15 protein-coding genes are annotated in these 15,352 nt (G+C 67.0%); 6 read left to right on the forward strand and 9 right to left on the reverse strand.

Going from position 1 to position 15,352, the window contains the following annotated elements:
* Window positions 1-11: 11 nt before the first annotated feature.
* Entirely contained in the window at window positions 12-704 is a 693-nt protein-coding gene (gene pcaH, locus NMB41_RS09810) for a protocatechuate 3,4-dioxygenase subunit beta (protein WP_494382262.1), read from the reverse strand.
* Between the two features lie 143 nt (window positions 705-847).
* On the opposite strand from pcaH, the gene NMB41_RS09815 reads away from it, so the two are divergent.
* Together NMB41_RS09815 and NMB41_RS09820 are read left to right on the forward strand one after the other, a co-directional pair.
* Window positions 848-1,621, forward strand: a complete 774-nt coding sequence (locus NMB41_RS09815; RefSeq protein ID WP_494382818.1) for an IclR family transcriptional regulator domain-containing protein — start codon at window positions 848-850, stop codon at window positions 1,619-1,621.
* Window positions 1,618-2,175, forward strand: coding sequence for a GNAT family N-acetyltransferase (locus NMB41_RS09820; RefSeq protein WP_494382263.1), 558 nt, complete (start codon window positions 1,618-1,620; stop codon window positions 2,173-2,175). Before NMB41_RS09815 ends, NMB41_RS09820 begins: the two co-directional genes overlap by 4 nt.
* A 13-nt stretch (window positions 2,176-2,188) precedes the next feature.
* Here NMB41_RS09820 and NMB41_RS09825 read toward each other — a convergent pair whose 3' ends face one another.
* Entirely contained in the window at window positions 2,189-3,115 is a 927-nt protein-coding gene (locus tag NMB41_RS09825) for a LysR family transcriptional regulator (protein ID WP_494382264.1), read from the reverse strand.
* Window positions 3,116-3,235: 120 nt separating this feature from the next.
* On the opposite strand from NMB41_RS09825, the gene NMB41_RS09830 reads away from it, so the two are divergent.
* From NMB41_RS09830 to leuD, 3 genes are read left to right on the forward strand one after another with little or no spacing between them, the layout of a single operon-like run.
* Window positions 3,236-4,195, forward strand: a complete 960-nt coding sequence (locus NMB41_RS09830) for a tripartite tricarboxylate transporter substrate binding protein (protein ID WP_494382265.1) — start codon at window positions 3,236-3,238, stop codon at window positions 4,193-4,195.
* 18 nt (window positions 4,196-4,213) lie between these two features.
* Window positions 4,214-5,614, forward strand: coding sequence for a 3-isopropylmalate dehydratase large subunit (gene leuC, locus NMB41_RS09835; RefSeq protein WP_494382266.1), 1,401 nt, complete (start codon window positions 4,214-4,216; stop codon window positions 5,612-5,614).
* Window positions 5,611-6,258, forward strand: coding sequence for a 3-isopropylmalate dehydratase small subunit (gene leuD / locus NMB41_RS09840; RefSeq protein ID WP_494382267.1), 648 nt, complete (start codon window positions 5,611-5,613; stop codon window positions 6,256-6,258). The genes leuC and leuD overlap by 4 nt, the downstream gene beginning before the upstream one ends.
* Window positions 6,259-6,328: 70 nt before the next feature.
* On the opposite strand, the gene NMB41_RS09845 is transcribed toward leuD, so the two are convergent.
* Window positions 6,329-7,249, reverse strand: coding sequence for a helix-turn-helix domain-containing protein (locus NMB41_RS09845; protein ID WP_494382268.1), 921 nt, complete (start codon window positions 7,247-7,249; stop codon window positions 6,329-6,331).
* Between the two features lie 125 nt (window positions 7,250-7,374).
* Between NMB41_RS09845 and NMB41_RS09850 the strand changes: the two genes are divergently transcribed.
* Window positions 7,375-8,541 carry a 4-hydroxybenzoate 3-monooxygenase gene (locus tag NMB41_RS09850; protein ID WP_494382269.1) on the forward strand — a complete coding sequence of 389 codons (1,167 nt, stop codon included), beginning with the start codon at window positions 7,375-7,377 and terminating at the stop codon, window positions 8,539-8,541.
* A 37-nt stretch (window positions 8,542-8,578) separates the two neighbouring features.
* Here the strand turns inward: NMB41_RS09850 and NMB41_RS09855 are convergent, their stop codons facing one another.
* The 6 genes from NMB41_RS09855 to NMB41_RS09880 all read right to left on the reverse strand — a co-directional run bounded on the left by NMB41_RS09855 (window position 8,579) and on the right by NMB41_RS09880 (window position 15,280).
* Window positions 8,579-9,925 carry an acetate kinase gene (locus NMB41_RS09855; RefSeq protein ID WP_494382270.1) on the reverse strand — a complete coding sequence of 449 codons (1,347 nt, stop codon included), beginning with the start codon at window positions 9,923-9,925 and terminating at the stop codon, window positions 8,579-8,581.
* Between the two features lie 24 nt (window positions 9,926-9,949).
* Window positions 9,950-10,441 carry a hypothetical protein gene (locus NMB41_RS09860; RefSeq protein ID WP_494382271.1) on the reverse strand — a complete coding sequence of 164 codons (492 nt, stop codon included), beginning with the start codon at window positions 10,439-10,441 and terminating at the stop codon, window positions 9,950-9,952.
* Window positions 10,442-10,450: 9 nt separating this feature from the next.
* On the reverse strand, window positions 10,451-11,134 hold the full coding sequence (locus tag NMB41_RS09865; protein ID WP_494382272.1) for a C39 family peptidase: 684 nt from the start codon (window positions 11,132-11,134) through the stop codon (window positions 10,451-10,453).
* A complete protein-coding gene (locus NMB41_RS09870) occupies window positions 11,131-11,577 on the reverse strand; it encodes a hypothetical protein (RefSeq protein ID WP_494382273.1) in 447 nt (148 codons plus the stop codon). The genes NMB41_RS09865 and NMB41_RS09870 overlap by 4 nt, the downstream gene beginning before the upstream one ends.
* Window positions 11,578-11,661: 84 nt before the next feature.
* Entirely contained in the window at window positions 11,662-13,512 is a 1,851-nt protein-coding gene (locus NMB41_RS09875; protein WP_494382274.1) for a hypothetical protein, read from the reverse strand.
* 445 nt (window positions 13,513-13,957) lie between these two features.
* On the reverse strand, window positions 13,958-15,280 hold the full coding sequence (locus tag NMB41_RS09880; RefSeq protein ID WP_494382275.1) for a sigma-54 dependent transcriptional regulator: 1,323 nt from the start codon (window positions 15,278-15,280) through the stop codon (window positions 13,958-13,960).
* Between the last annotated feature and the right edge of the window lie 72 nt (window positions 15,281-15,352).

The raw sequence follows: 15,352 nt of genomic DNA on the forward strand, positions 1-15,352 counted from the left end.
GATTCGTCTCCTTACAGGCCCATCGGCGTGGCGTCGCGTCCACGCAGGACGATATCGAATTCGTAGCCGAGCATCTCGCTGCCGACGGTTTGCTCGAGGCTGAAGCGCGACACCAGGCGCTGGCGCGCTGCTTCGTCCGGCACGCTCTGGAAGATCGGATCATAGGCGAACAGCGGATCGCTCGGGAAATACATCTGCGTCACCAGGCGCTGGGCATACACGTTGCCGAACAGCGAAAAGTGGATGTGCGCCGGGCGCCAGGCCTTGTCGTGGTTACCCCACGGGTAGGGGCCGGGCTTGATCGTCACAAAGCGATAGCGGCCATCGTCGTCGGTCAGCATTTTGCCGACGCCATAAAAATTCGGGTCGAGCGGGGCGGCATGCTGGTCTTTCTTGTGCCAGTAGCGCCCGGCCGAATTGGCTTGCCAGACTTCGACCAGGGAATTGCGCACCGGTTTGCCGTCTTCATCGACCACGCGGCCGGTGACGACGATCTTTTCGCCGAGAGGCTCGCTTTGCCCGTGCTTGGTGAGATCGGTGTCGTTCGGCAGCAGCAGGCGCGGCGTCGTGACGATGTTCTGCGTGACGGGCACGAGCGCCTCGATGCGCAGGTTCGGCTGCTTCGGCCCGCGCGGCACGGTCGATTTGTAGGCGGGGTAGATGAGCTCGGGGTAAACGCCTGCTTCGATGGGATCGAATTTCACGGCCTGTCTCCTTCAGTGGTCTTGTCGATAGTGAAAATGGTAGGCCTGTCCCGGCTCGACCACAAGCGGCGAAGATGCGAGGATATCCGCAGTGCGCACACCTTGTGCGATACTCGCACAAATCGATATCCTTTTTGCTTGCCATGCTTGAAACGCCCGCACCGCCACTCGAACGCGACCTCGTCGCCGGCCTGGAAAAGGGCTTGAAGGTCATCGAAGCCTTCGACCAGGAGCGCTCGCGCCTCACCATTGCCGAGGTGGCGGACGCCACCGGCCTGACCCGCGCGGCCGCGCGCCGCTACCTGATCACGCTCACCCACCTGGGCTATATGCGCCATGAGAACAAGCTGTTTTCGCTGACGCCCGCCGTGCTGCGCCTCGGCCAGAGCTACCTGCATTCGGCGCGCCTGCCGCGCATCGCCCAGCCGCTGCTGTACCGGCTGGCCTATTCGCTGGGCGAGGCGGCATCCGTCGGCGTGCTCGACCACGACCAGCTGGTCTGCGTGGCGGCGGTGAGCGCAGGGCAGCTGGTGTCGGCCACGCTGCAGCCGGGCACGCGCGTGCCGGCCTATTGCACGGCGAACGGGCGCATGCTGCTGGCCAGCCTGCCGCAGGCGCAGATCGAGGCCTTTCTCGAACGCGCCCATCCTGAACCGATCACCCAGCACACGATCGTCAACCGCGAGCGCCTGGCGCTGGAGATCGCCCGCGCGCGTGCGCAAGGCTATGCGCTGGTCGACCAGGAACTGGAACTGGGCCTGCGCACGATCGCGGTGCCGCTCAGGAATTTCAGGGGCGAGGTGGTGGCGGCGATGAACGTCAGCGTGCATGCGGGACGCCTGCCGGTCGAGCAGATGGTCGAGCGCTGCCTGCCGGCGATGATCAAGATTCAAGTGGAACTGGGAGCTTTACTTTGACCTGCACGCAACCCGTAGCCCTCGACACCGGCACCGGCGTCGCCATCGTCCCCGTCACGCTTGGGCATGCCGGTATGCTCGCGGTCCTGGTCCGCCACGATCGAGAACACCTGCACGCCTGGCTGCCGCTGGTCGCGACCCTGGCCACACCCGAGGCGGCGCGTGCCCACCTGGAGCGCGCCGTCGTCCGTGCGCAAGAGGGCGAGATCTTCGAGTGGCATCTGTTTGCAGGCGACACCTTGTGCGGCTCGGTGCGCCTGAAGGATATCGATCACGACGACCGCAAGGCGGGCATCGGCTATTTCCTGGGAAGCGAATACACGGGCAAGGGCATCATCACCGCGGCGCTGCAGGCGGTGCTGGCCTGGTGTTTCGGTCCGCTCGGCCTGAACCGGATCGAACTGCGCTGCGCCACAAACAATGTGCCGAGCATGCGCGTGGCCGAAAGGCTCGGGTTCGTGCGCGAAGGCTTGCTGCGCCAGGACAGTTGCCTGAACGGCGTGTTTGTCGACCACTGTGTCTACGGCCTGTTGCAGGCAGACTTCAGGCGCTGACGCTACGCGAGGTTTACCACAGCCAGCCGCTGCCGCCGCGCTCCGTGCGCCGCTTGTCCGCAAACGCATCGAGCATGAAGTCCACCATGGCCCGGGTCTTGGCCTGCAAATGGCTTTTGGTCGGGAACAGGATGTAGATGTCGGCCGGTGGCGCGTTCCAGTCCTCTAACAGCAGCACCAGGCGCCCCGAACGCAGGTAGGGGGCGGCTTCCCATTCGGAGCGCAGCACGATGCCGTGGCCGTCCAGTGCCCAGGACAGCGCCGCTTCGCCGTCGTTCGTGCTCAGCGGCCCGCGCACCTTGACCGTTTCCTGGCGCGTGCCGGATCGGAAATGCCAGCTGCCGTAGATCTCGTCGCTCTCGCGCAGCACGATGCAGCTGTGCCGGGGCAGGTCGCGCGGAGCGTTCGGTATGCCGTGCGCGGCGATGTAGTCCGGGGAGGCGCACAGGAAGCGCCGGTTGTCGGCCAGTTTGCGCGCGGTGATGCGCGCGTCGGGCTGTTCGCCGAAGCGGATCGCCAGGTCGAAGGCCTGCTCTACCAGGTTCACCGGCCGGTCGCTCAGGTGCATCTGCACCTCGACTTCCGGGTAGGCGCGGGCGAAGCGCGACAGCGCGGGCGTGATGAATTTGCGGCCGAAACCGAGCGTGGCGTTCAGGCGCAGCAGGCCCTGCGGCACGACGCTGCCGCCCGAGATCCTGCGCTCGAGCGCTTCCAGTTCCGCCACCAGCCGCTCGCCTTCGCCGAGCCAGGTTTCGCCTTCGGGCGTCAGGCTCATGCGCCGCGTGGTGCGGTTCAGGAGGCGCACGCGCAGTCGCGCTTCGATCGCGGCCAGGCGCTTGCTGACGGCCGGCGGCGTGACGCCGAGTTCCTGCGCGGCGGCGGCCAGGCTGCCACGCTTGACCACGACGGCAAAAAAGGAGATGTCATCGAGTCCATCCATTCGTAACTCCTGCGACCGAATATAGTTAGTAAATATTTATTATACGAGTTCTTGTTTTGAATATCATGGTGACATCCGGCAGCGATCCGGAAACGACATTCCATCCATCGGAGGAGACCCATGAAAATCAAACTTGCCCTGCTTGCACTCGCGACCTGCGCCACGACGTTTGCGTACGCCGAGACCTACCCGTCGCGCCCTATCCGCCTGGTAGTGCCGTATGCGCCCGGCGGCAGCGCCGACATCGTCGCGCGCCGGATTGCCGACGAATGGGCGAAGGCTGCTGGCGGTAATTTCTACGTCGAGAACAAGGCGGGTGCGGGCGGCAATATCGGCGTCGATGCGGTGGCCAAGGCCGCGCCCGACGGCTATACGATCGGGCTGCAGACGGTGTCGCTGGCGATCAACCCATCGCTGTTCGCCAAGATGCCCTACAACACCCTGAAAGACCTGGCGCCGATCGGCCTGGTCGCCAGCTCGCAGCACGTATTGGTCGTCAATCCCGCGTTCCCCGGCAAGGACACGAAAGAACTGCTGGCCGCCGTGAGAGCCAAGCCCGGCCATTACACCTACGGTTCGGCCGGCCCGGGCAGTACCTTCCACATGTCGGCCGAACTGTTCAAGGACGTCACCAACACCGAGATCATGCACATCCCGTACAAGGGCGGCGGCCCGGCCCTGGTCGATACCATGGCCGGCGTGGTGCACATGAGCTTCCCGGTGCTGTCGGCCGTCGTGCCGCACGTGAACGGCGGCAAGCTGCGGGCCATCGGCGTCACTGGCCCGAAGCGTTCGCCGCTGCTGCCGAACGTGCCGACCCTGCAGGAATCGGGCGCGCCCGGCTACAGCTTCGAGACCTGGTTCATCGTCTTCGCTCCGGCCGGAACCCCGAAGCCGATCATCGACAAGCTCAATGGCGCGCTGAACCAGGCCATCAATTCGCCGCAGCTGAAAGAAAAGCTGGTCAAGGACGGCTTCGACCCGCTGCCCACCACGCCGGCGCAGGCCCAGGCCCGCTTGAGCCAGGAACTCGCTTCCTGGGACAAGTTGATCAAGCAACGCGGCATCACCGCCGAATAACGCAAGCAGGACACCCAGATGAGCAAGACCCTTTACCGAAAACTGGTGGATGCGCACACGGTCGTGCAGCTCGACGCGGACAACGTCCTGCTGTACGCCGACCTGCACCTGATGAACGAGTACACCAGCCCGCAGGCCTTCGCCGGCCTTCACGAACGTGGCTTGACAACGCTGTATCCGGGGCAGAACGTGGCCACGGTCAGCCACATCATCCCGACCCATGCGGACAAGCTGCGCATCATCGCGGACGGCGATTCCGCGCTCCAGGCCAGCAACCTGAAACGCAATTGCGACCGGCACGGCATCCCGCTGTTCGATACGAATGACCGTTTCCAGGGCATCGAACACGTGATCGCGCCGGAGCACGGCATGATCCGCCCCGGGATGGTGGTCATCTGCGGCGACAGCCACACCACGACCTACGGCGCGCTCGGCGCGCTGGGCTTCGGCATCGGCACCACCGAAGTCGAGCACCTGCTGGCGACCCAGACCCTGGTCTACCGGCTGGCCGGCGACATGCGCATCCGCATCGACGGCCACCTGCCGCCGGGGACGACGGCCAAAGACCTGATCCTCATGGTCATTGCCCGGATTGGCGCCCAGGGCGCGCGCGGCTATGTCGTCGAATTCTGCGGTTCGGCGATTGAAGCGCTCAGCGTCGAGGCGCGCTTCACGCTGTGCAATATGGCGGTCGAAGCCGGCGCCCGCGGCGCCCTGATCGCGCCCGACCAGACGGCCATCGATTACGTGCTCGCCCATTGCCCCGACATCGCGGCCGACGACGCCCTGCGCGAACGGGCGCTGGCGCACTGGGCCCTGCTTGCCAGCGACGCCGATGCCCGCTTCGACATCGAGCATGCATTCGACGCCGCCGGCCTGGCGCCGATCGTCACCTGGGGCACCAGTCCAGACCAGGCGATGCCGGTCACGGGACGCATCCCGCAGCCGCAGAACGCGTCCGACACGCGCGCGCTGGCGTACGCACGCCTGGCCAGCGGCACGCTGCTCGCGGGCGTCGACATCCAGCACGTCTTCATCGGCTCCTGCACCAACGGGCGGATCGAAGACCTGCGCGCCGTGGCCGAGGTGGTGGGCAGCCGCAAGGTGGCGCCCGGTGTGCGTGCAATGGTGGTGCCCGGCTCGGGCGCGGTGCGCGAGCAGGCCGAGCGCGAAGGCATTGCCGCACAGCTGATCGCGGCTGGATTCGAGTGGCGCAAACCCGGCTGCTCGATGTGCCTGGCCATGAACGACGACGTCCTCGCACCCGGCGTTCGCTGCGCCTCGACCACCAACCGCAACTTCGAAGGACGGCAAGGACGCGGGGCGATTACCCACCTGATGAGCCCCGCCATGGCCGCTGCTGCCGCCGTGACCGGCAAGATCACCGACGTGCGCACCCTCCTGGAGTACCAGCCATGAAGAACACCATCATCGAGGGAAGCGCCGCGCCGCTTCCGATCGCCAACCTGGACACCGACCAGATCATCCCCAAGCAGTTCTTGCGCGGCATCGACAAGGCCGGCCTGGCAGGCGGCATCCTGTACGACCTGCGCTTCGACGGTAGCGGCACGCCGCGTCCCGAGTTCGTGCTGAACCAGCCTGAGTATGCAGGGGTGCCTATCCTGCTGGGGGGCGCCAACTTCGGCTGCGGATCGAGCCGCGAGCACGCGGTCTGGGGCTTGCAGCAGTTCGGCGTGCGCGCCGTCATCGCGTCGAGCTTCGGCGAGATTTTTTATTCGAATGCGATGAACAACGGGCTGATGCTGGCAACCGTACCGGAGGATTACATGCAACGCCTGCAGGCGCTGGCTGCAGCTTCGCCGGTGCCCTTGCAGGTGCGGGTCGACGTCGAGCGCCTCGAGGTCGCCAGCGCGGCGGGGACGGTGCGCTTCACGCTCAGCGAGCGCCACCGCAGGATGTTCATGGATGGGCTGGACATGCTCGGCGCCTCGCTGCAGCACCTGCCCGCGATTCAGGCCTTTGCCGAGCGCTGGCGTGAGGACAAACCGTGGCTGAAGGATGTGGCGGCGAATGCGCGTGCAAGGATTGACCGGGCGGCGTGATGCCGGCGTCGCGTCGGCGCATGCCTGGGTTGAACGCGTGGGCGGCGCAAAGGCCGCGTCGGTTCGGATGTCAGGGTGGAGCCGCCCACCCTACGTCCTGCTGCCGGCGCCGGAACTCCTTCGGCGTTACCCCGACCAGCTTCTTGAACAGCCGGCTGAAGTAGGCCGGGTCCTGGAAGCCCAGCTCATACGCAATGCTCGCCACCCCCGCCGGCACATAGGTCAGCTTGCGGCAGGCCTCTAACATCAGCCGGTCCTGGGTAATTTCGAAGGCCGATTTGCCTGCCAGTTTGACGCACAGCCGGTTCAGGCGCGCCGTCGCCACGCGCAGGGAGTCGGCGTACTGGCCGACCTGCCACTGCTCCTTGTAGTGGCGTTCGACCTCGACCCGGAAGCGCGAAAACAACTCGAAGTCGCCGCGTCCCGAGCTGTCGGCGATGTGGCGCTCGGCCTGGACCCGCACCAGCATCAGCAGCGCGCTCCTCGCCAGCCATTCGAGCATCAGGGTGTGGCCGTGGCGCGGCCAGGCGGCCTCGAAGATCAGGTTCTGCAGCAGCGCCTCGATGCGCGCCACCATCTCGGGCGCCGCGCCGAGGCCAATTGCCAGCGGCTGCACGAACAGCGAGGAAAACAGGTCGCCCTCGTGGCCGGCGGCGGCGAACAGCATGTTCTGGTCGACCGTCAGCACATAGCCATGGGCTTCTTCGGAAAAATCGAAGCCGTGGGGCAGGGAGGGGTGGACCGTCAGCGCGACCGGGGCTTCGCACTCCCAGAGCGCGCCATCGATGTTCGCGCGAACCTGTCCGCCAAGTAAAAAAAGTACCTGAAACAGGCCGGCATGGGTGTGGGTGCCGATATGCCAGTCGTACTTGCGGCTGCGCGTCTCGATCAGCTCGATATGGACGGCTTCGGCGTCCGTACCCCGCGTGGTCTCGCCATACAGGGCGAATTCGGGGACCTGCAAGGGGAGTGCGGCGGCGGTGGCGGGCATGGGGCGCAAGGTGGCGTGCGATAAGAATGAGAAAATAGTACAAGTTTTAGCAGATTTGATCCATTCATATTCCGCCGGCGCCGCACTACGATGGTGTCAACTAAAACACATTCGGAGACAGCGTCATGAAAACCCAGGTTGCCATCGTCGGCGCCGGCCCCGCCGGCCTGTTGCTATCCCACCTGCTGCACCTGCAGGGCATCGAATCGGTCGTGCTCGAGATGCGCAGCCGCGCCGACATCGAGGCGACCATCCGCGCCGGCGTGCTCGAGCAGGGCAGCATGGACATCCTCAACGAAGCGGGCGTCGGCGAGCGCATGCGTCGCGAAGGCGCGCTGCACCACGGTTTCGAGCTGGCCTTCGGCGGCCGGCGCCACCGCGTCGACCTGCAAGAGCTGACCGGGCATTCGATCACGGTCTATCCGCAGCACGAGGTCATCATCGACCTGGTGGCGGCGCGCCTGGCCGCCGGCGGCGACCTGCGCTTCGAGGTCAGCGAGGTCGCGCTGCACGACATCGACACGGCCCAGCCTTCCGTGACGTTCACGCACGCAGGCCAGGCGCAGCGCATCGACGCCGATTTCGTGATCGGCGCCGACGGCTTTCACGGCGTCTCGCGCCCGATGTTCCCGCCCGGGACGCGCGAGGACTTCCAGCGCGTCTATCCCTTCGGCTGGTTCGGCATCCTGGTCGAATCCGCGCCTTCGTCCGATGAGCTGATCTACGCCCAGCACGAACGCGGCTTCGCCCTGGTCAGCACCCGTTCGCCCACCGTGCAGCGCCTGTACTTCCAGTGCGACCCGCACGACAAGGTCGAGGCCTGGTCGGACGACCGCATCTGGTCCGAGCTGCACGCGCGCCTGGAGCACAACGACGGCTGGAAACTCAAGGAAGGCAGGATCTTCCAGAAGGGGATCATCGGCATGCGCAGTTTCGTCTGCGCGCCGATGCGCCACGGCCGCCTGTTCCTGGCCGGCGACGCCGCCCACATCGTGCCGCCGACCGGGGCCAAGGGCATGAATCTCGCCATCTCCGACGTGCGCGTGCTGTCGCAGGCGCTCGACACCTTCTACAAGAAGGGCAGCGAAGACGGCTTGAACGGGTATTCGGCAACCGCCCTGAAACGCGTCTGGCGCGCCGAGTATTTCTCGTGGTGGATGACGCGCCTGCTGCACACCTTCGAGGACGCGACGCCCTTCGAGCGCCAGATCCAGCGTGCCGAACTCGAAGCGGTGGTGGCATCGCGGGCGATGCGCACGGCGCTGGCCGAGAATTATGTCGGGGCGTTTTAAACGACGTTGAAACCGCCCCGGGCTTGTTGCAACAGCATCAGAGCGACATCGGCACCCGCACCATCAGCGTGACGTCCGGCGTATCGCGCGTCAGGCCCGCGCCGACGGCCACGCTCAGGGTTTTCTTCTGGGTCAGGCGGTAGCTGTAGCCGACCAGGAGCGTGCCGAGCTGCATCCGTACCGAGCCCGGCACCGTGCGGCCGTTCTGTTTGGTGCGGGCGACCGAGTTGTGGTCGTAGCCGACGCTGAACGAGGCCTTGTCGTTCAGGGCCAGGCCCATGCCGAAATTGAAGCCGATCACGCCGCCCGGCGCAATGGTGCCGAGCGACTCCTGTTCGCCGCCCAGCACCGTGCGCGAGACCTCGCGCCTGAAGTTGTGCAGGTAGCTGAAGCTGCCGAAGAACACGGCCGGGTCCGACGGGAACAGCCAGGTCAGGCTCGGCTGCAATGAGTAGAAGCCGGAGCCGGTCGGCAGTTCGAGCGGCAGGCCGCTGCCGGTGATGTTCTCGCCGACGCAGCGGCGCTGGCAATCGGTGGTCACTTCGAACGGGTCCTTGCCGGTGCGCGATTTGAAGCGCAGGCCGCCGATGAAATAGGGCCTGTCGGCGCCGCCGTCGTTGAGCTGGTAGCGCCCGGCGATTTCGACGTCGCCGATCGCCTTGCCGCTGGTCTCGAACGCCCGCTCCACGGCGGTGCCGGTGAACACTTCGCGGCTGACCGTGGCGTCGCTGCGGTAGACGTAGGGCAGCTTGGCTTCCATCTCGAAACGGTTGGTGAAGCCGCGGCGCAGGGTCGCGGTGGCGGTGGTCGTGTTGCGTTTTACTTCGCGCACGTCGATCAGCCCGATGAGCAGGGCCGGGATGACCGTGTAGCCGACCAGGGCCACGCGGTTGCTCGACGAGTAGCCGTACTGGATGGCCGGCTCGAACACATAGGAGCCGCGCGGGGTGAGCACACCCGGCGACTCGAAGATGGGTGCGACCTCGCGTGGGCGGCTGTCGCCGGCGGGTGCGCGGCCGACGGCGGCGGTGTTGGTGGCCGCGGTCGGGGCGCTGGCCGGGCCGCCCACCGGTGCGGCGGGTGCGGCCGGCTGCTGCTGCAGGCCGGCGCCGCCGGTGCCGCGCATGGCGCCCAGCGTTTCGGGGGAAAGGGCGCGGGTGGCCAGCCTGGGGTCGGCCAGGTCCAGCGCCTGCGGCGCCGGGGCGCGTACCGTGCGCACGTCCCGTTCCAGTTCATCGATGCGCGCGCGCTGGGCGTCCAGCTGCTGGCGCATCGCCTTGATTTGCTCCACCAGTTCCTCGACGGATTGGGCCTGCGCCGGCAGGGCGCAGAACGCCGCGCTGACGGCAAGGGCGCCAACACATAACGCCGGGATTTTCTGCATGCTTCTCTCCATGTAATTAGGCCGTCAGCGGGGTGCGACGGCGGTTGATAAGGCGTTGTTCAGGTTCGTGCCAAAATTGAGCGCACGCAGCATTCCAGCCGTGTTCACCGTGGCATTGATGGAGGTCTGGTTCTTGATGACCTGGTCGTTCAGCGAGTTCTGGATGACGGTGCCGCCCAGCAGATTCTGGGCATTGCCCGCCATCGTGCGCACGTCGCCGTTCTGGATCAGGCGCAGTTCGCCCAGGGCGTCGCGCGCGAGCGTGCCTTCGCCTCTGGCAAGCTTGCCGATGTCGCCCAGCTGCATCTGGGTGCGCTCGATGACGTTGCCATTGATGCTGACCAGGCGCTCGAGGCCGAGCGTGACGACCAGGCCATCGGCGGTGAGAAAGCCGCCGCGCGTCGCGTCCAGGGTGGCGCTGTCGACGGCGCTGGCGGCGTTGAAGGTAGGGGCGGCGCTGGCCAGGCTTGCCGTCGACAGCAGCAGCAAGCCTGGCAGGGAAAGGAAAAGCCGCATGGTGCCTCCTTAAAAATCGGTGGGACCGAATTTCGGCAGTCCATAGGTGGATTCGAGCGCGCGGCTGGCGCCTTCGGCGACGGGCGCGCGCGGCGCGTTGCGCCAGTCGGCCGCGAGATTGAAGCCGGGCTTGTTCGGTCCCTCGTGGATGACGAACAGGATGCGGTTGGCCCAGATCGATTCGAAGCGTTCGCGCGCCATCAGGCGCGTGCCGCGCGACGGGTCGCCCAGCAGTATGCGGCCGTCGTCGAAGCCCTTGACCACGACGAAGTGTTGGTAGCCGTTGTCCGAAATGAGCACGATGGCCGGCAGCTTCGCTTCGATCAGTTTGTCGAGCGGCAGCTGGAAGCCGTTGGCGGTAAAGCCGCGGTCCTTCAGGAAACGCTGCATGTCGAGCAGCGAGAAGCCTTCGCGCCGGATCTTTTGCTGGTCGCCTTTCACGAACATTTCCTGGAATGCGGCCTGTTCGGTGGTCGGGATGTTGTAGTGGTGGGTCAGCAGCGTGGCCAGCGCGGCCGAACCGCAGCTGAAATCGTACTGCTGGCGCAGCGTGGCCTGGAAGCGCAGGTCTTTCATGCTCTTGACCGGCATGCTGCCGACGCGCATGCCGCTGGGCAGCGACAGCTCGGCTGCCTGCGCATGCAGCGCGCCTAAGAGCAGGGCGAGGGTAGAGGCAGCGAGACGTCGTTTCATTGGAACTGCAAATTGATGACCGTGGCGTTCTGGATCAGCACGTTGGCGCCGCTGTTCTGGATCACCACCGGGATGCCGGACATGTTGGCAAACGAGCCGGAATCGATCGAGTTCGAGCCGGTCTGGACGTTGATGGCGCTGTTGTTGGCGACGTCGCCATTGAGTCTGGTGTCGTTGAAGACGGTGTCGGCGCGGCCGCGTTCTTGCTCGAGCTGGCCGAGATCGACCGCCTGGACGATTTCGCCGCCGATGGACAGGGTGCTGCTGTGCGCAATCTCCGGCGCGGCTTGCATGATCTGTTCGATGCCGGCGACGGCCGGCGTGCCGAGCTGCTCGAAGGCCAGCATGGCCGGCTCGCCTGCGCAGGCCTGGCCGGCCAGGGCCGCTGCCAGCGCCATCGCGCAGGCCTGCGGTAATCGGGGTAGTGCAAGAATCTTGTTCATCGTGTCTCCTGGATCCGGAAAACTGCCGCGCCGGTGAAGGCGCGGCAGTCCGTGCTACGGACAACGCATTACACGTGGTTCAGCTTATGGGCCGACGGCCAGGTTGCTCTGGACGTTGACGCTTTGCTGGATCAGGGACGAGAAGCCGTTGTTCTGGCTGACGACCATCACACCGGCAGCCGACTGGCCGACGTTGGTCATGGCGTTCGACATGTCGAAGGCGCCCGCGTTGACGGTGTTGGTGCCGCCGTTGCCGCCGGTCGCCGCGCCGCCCGCACCACCGGTGCCGGTGCCTGCGGTGTTGGTGCCGCTGCTGCCGCCCATGCCGCCGGTGCCTGTGCCACCCGTGCCGCCCGCGCCGCCGTTACCGGCGGTTGCCGCGCCCGAGGAGGTCGAACCGTTGGTCGCGCTGCCCGAGGTGGCTGCGCCGCCGGCCGAGCCTGCGCCGCCCGTGTTCGATGCCATGCCGGTCGAGCCGCCCGCGCCGCCCGCACCTGCTGCAGCGCCTGCGCCGCCGGTGCTGGTGCCGGCCGTGGCCGAACCGCCCGCGCCGCCCGTGCCACTGGTGCCGCTTCCTGCCGCGCCGCCGGTGCTCGACAGGGCTGCGCCTGCGCCGCCCGTGCCGCCGGTGGCCGTGCCGCCTGCCGCGCCGGCGCCGGCAGTGTTCGTGGCCATGGCACCCGAACCTGCCGTACCGCCTGCGCCGCCCGCCGCGCCTGCGCCGCCCATGCCGCCTGCAGCGCCCGCGCCGCCGGCGCCGCCGGTGCCGGTACCTGCCGACGCGGTATTCGTGGCGCCGGTCACGGTGCCGCCGGTGCTGGTGGCGCTGCCGCCGTCAGCCGCGCCGCTTGCACCGCCGGTCGAATCCGGGGTCGAGGCGCCGCTGCCGCTGGTGGCAACGTTACCGCTGTTGCCTGCTCCCGCACCGGACGCCTCGCCGGTCGAGGTGGCGCCACCCACGGTCACCATGCCGCCCGCTGCGCCACGTCCGCCCGCCGCGCCTGCGCCGCCCATGCCGCCTGCCGCGCCTTCGGCACCGTTGCCACCTTGCCCGCCGGTCGCCGCGCCGGTCGCGCCACCCGCGCCGCCGGCACCCGCAACGACGCGGCCAGCGTTGCCGCCGTTACCGCCGGTGTTGCCGCCTGCTTCGCCGCCCCAGCCACCAGTGCCTGCGCCGCTCGCGCCGCCGGCGCCGCCCGTGCCGCCGCCGGCGTTACCGCTCGAGCCGCCAGAACCACCCGAGCCGCCTGCGCCGCCCGCCGCGCCCGCACCGCTTTCCGCGTTCGACGCAAGGCCGCCTGCGCCGCCCGCGCCTGCCGATGCCGCGCCGGCCATGGCATTGCCGGTGCTGGCGCTGCCGCTCGAGGCGTAGCCGCCGGTTGAGCCCGATGCTGCCTCGCCGCCGGTGCCCGCAGCACCCGCGCCGCCGTTACCGCGTGCCAGGCCGCCCGTGCCGGCCGCACCGGCGCCGCCCGTGGCGCTGGCGCCGCTGGCATTGCCCATGTTGTTGGCGACGTTGCCGATGTTGTTGATGTGGTTGCCGGTCACCGTACCGGTCAGCGTACTGACGGCGGTGGCGTTCGAGGTGTTGAAGGAATTGGCGAAGTTCGACGTGGCGGTGCCGCCGTTATTCGCGGCGGCGGCGCCCATCTCGCTGGCCATGGCGGCGCCCGTGCTGTTGTTCTGGCCCGACCGGTCGTCGGTCGACGAATCGTTGTTCATGTTCGTGCGGGTGCTCGAATCGTTGTTCCGGTTCGAGTTGTCGTCGGTCCTCGTCGAATTGTCATCCATGCTGGCCGCGCCGCCATTGGCATTCACGCCGCTGCCGCGCTGGGTCACGTTGGTCGAGGAGTCGGTAGTCGGGTCCGTCGTCTGGGCTTGTGCGTTCAGGCTGAAGGCAAGCGACAGGGCGGTGGCGAGCAATGTCTTGTTCATGCAAATTCCCCTAGGGTGTGTGGTTGAGTTCGACTGGCGGTTGTACCAGCGGAACCTTGCTATATGCAAAACAGATGCCAGCGGAGTGTAAATATGCTCAAACCATTGAAATATAAGAACAATCTCATCAGGGATTGATGAAATTGCGCATAGACATTGTTGTTAGGAATTTAACACTCGCGAGGTGTAACGGAATCGGCACATTTGTGTACCGTTTGGCTGAGTTGACTGCGGACACTGTGTACTTGGGTTCATCCGGCGGCATGGTGCGCTCGCCCTGTCGTTTGCGAGAGAAGGGCCTGGGTGGTGGCTTGCCGCGTAGGAGGACGCTTGTGGACACGGTGGCGCCAAGTTGTGCCTGAGCTGTGCGCTACAAGGTGGGGCAAGGGTGCGCGGACAGGCGCCCGCGCGGTCGCGCAAGCGCAAGGGGCTAGAAGGAACAGCCTCAGCTACGCATCCCGTGCTTGGCCAGCAGCCGGTACATCGTCGTGCGCGAGACGCCCAGGTCGCGCGCGGCGCGGCTGACGTTCTGGCCGGTGCGGTCGAGGCAGGCGCGAATCGCCAGGCGCTCGGAACTGCAGCGCGCGTCGTCGAGCATGGCTTCGATGGGCGGCGAGGGCATAACGAGGTCGAGGTCGTCCGGCTCGATCCACTTGCCGTCGGCCATGACCATCGCGCGCCGCACCCGGTTGATCAGCTCGCGCACATTGCCCGGCCAGTCGTGCGCCGCAATGGCGGCGACGGCGCGGCTGCTGAAGCCCTTCAGGCGCGGCGACTTGTCGGACGCGTACACGCGGAAGAAGTGCTCGGCCAGTTCGACCAGGTCGTCGCGCCGCTCGCGCAGGGCCGGCACCGTGACGGGCAGGACCGACAGCCGGTAATACAGGTCTTCGCGGAAGTCGCCGCGCGCCACCGCTTGCTGCAGGTTCACGTGCGAGGCCGAGATCACGCGCACGTCGACCGGAATGGCGCGCGTCGAGCCGAGCCGGATGATGGTTTTGTCCTGCACGAAGCGCAGCAGATTCGCCTGCAGGTCTTTCGGCAGGTCGCCGATCTCGTCGAGGAAGAGGGTGCCGCCATTGGCCGACTCGATCAGCCCGACCTTGTCGCGCGCCGCGCCGGTGAAGGCGCCGCGCTCGTAGCCGAAGAGTTCGGAGTGGATCAGGTTGGGGGCGATCGCGCCGCAATTGATCGGCACCATGGGCCCCGTCGCGCGCAGCGACTGGCGGTGGATGGCCTGGGCGGTGAGTTCCTTGCCGCTGCCGCTTTCGCCCCAGATCAGGACCGGCGCGTCGACCTTGGCCACGCGCTCGACCTGGCTGCGCAGGCGCAGCATGGCGTCGCAGCTGCCGATCAGGGCCGAGGACGCCGCGCCTGCACGCGCATGCGGACGCCTCAGCAAGGCGTGCCCGTGCACGTGACCCAGGGTATGGGCCAGGCGCCGGATGTCGATCGGCAGCGTGTGGTGGTCGCACAGGTAATCGGCCACGATGTCGCGCCAGGCCGGCGCCTTGATGGCTTCGCCGCGTAATACGCCGACCCACTGGACGTGGCCATGCTGGCGCAGGAAACGCTCGACCTCGAGATGGGGACGCGCACCGATCACTTCCATCAGCAAACCGACCAGATAACCACCCTGACGCAATGCCGAATGCGCTTCGTCGAGGCTGCGCACGGTGCGGATCTCCCAATCGGGCATATCCATGCACAAGGCGTCGATCGCGCCCAGGTCATCGGGTGCAATGCAGAGTAATCGCTTCGGAGCCATTTACTTCCCTCGCTGGAACCGCCGCGGGCAACGCTCACGCCCGCCGGCTTCGCCTGAACCCGTGTAACCGCC

This window comes from Massilia sp. FBCC-B171 (genome assembly GCF_059134155.1).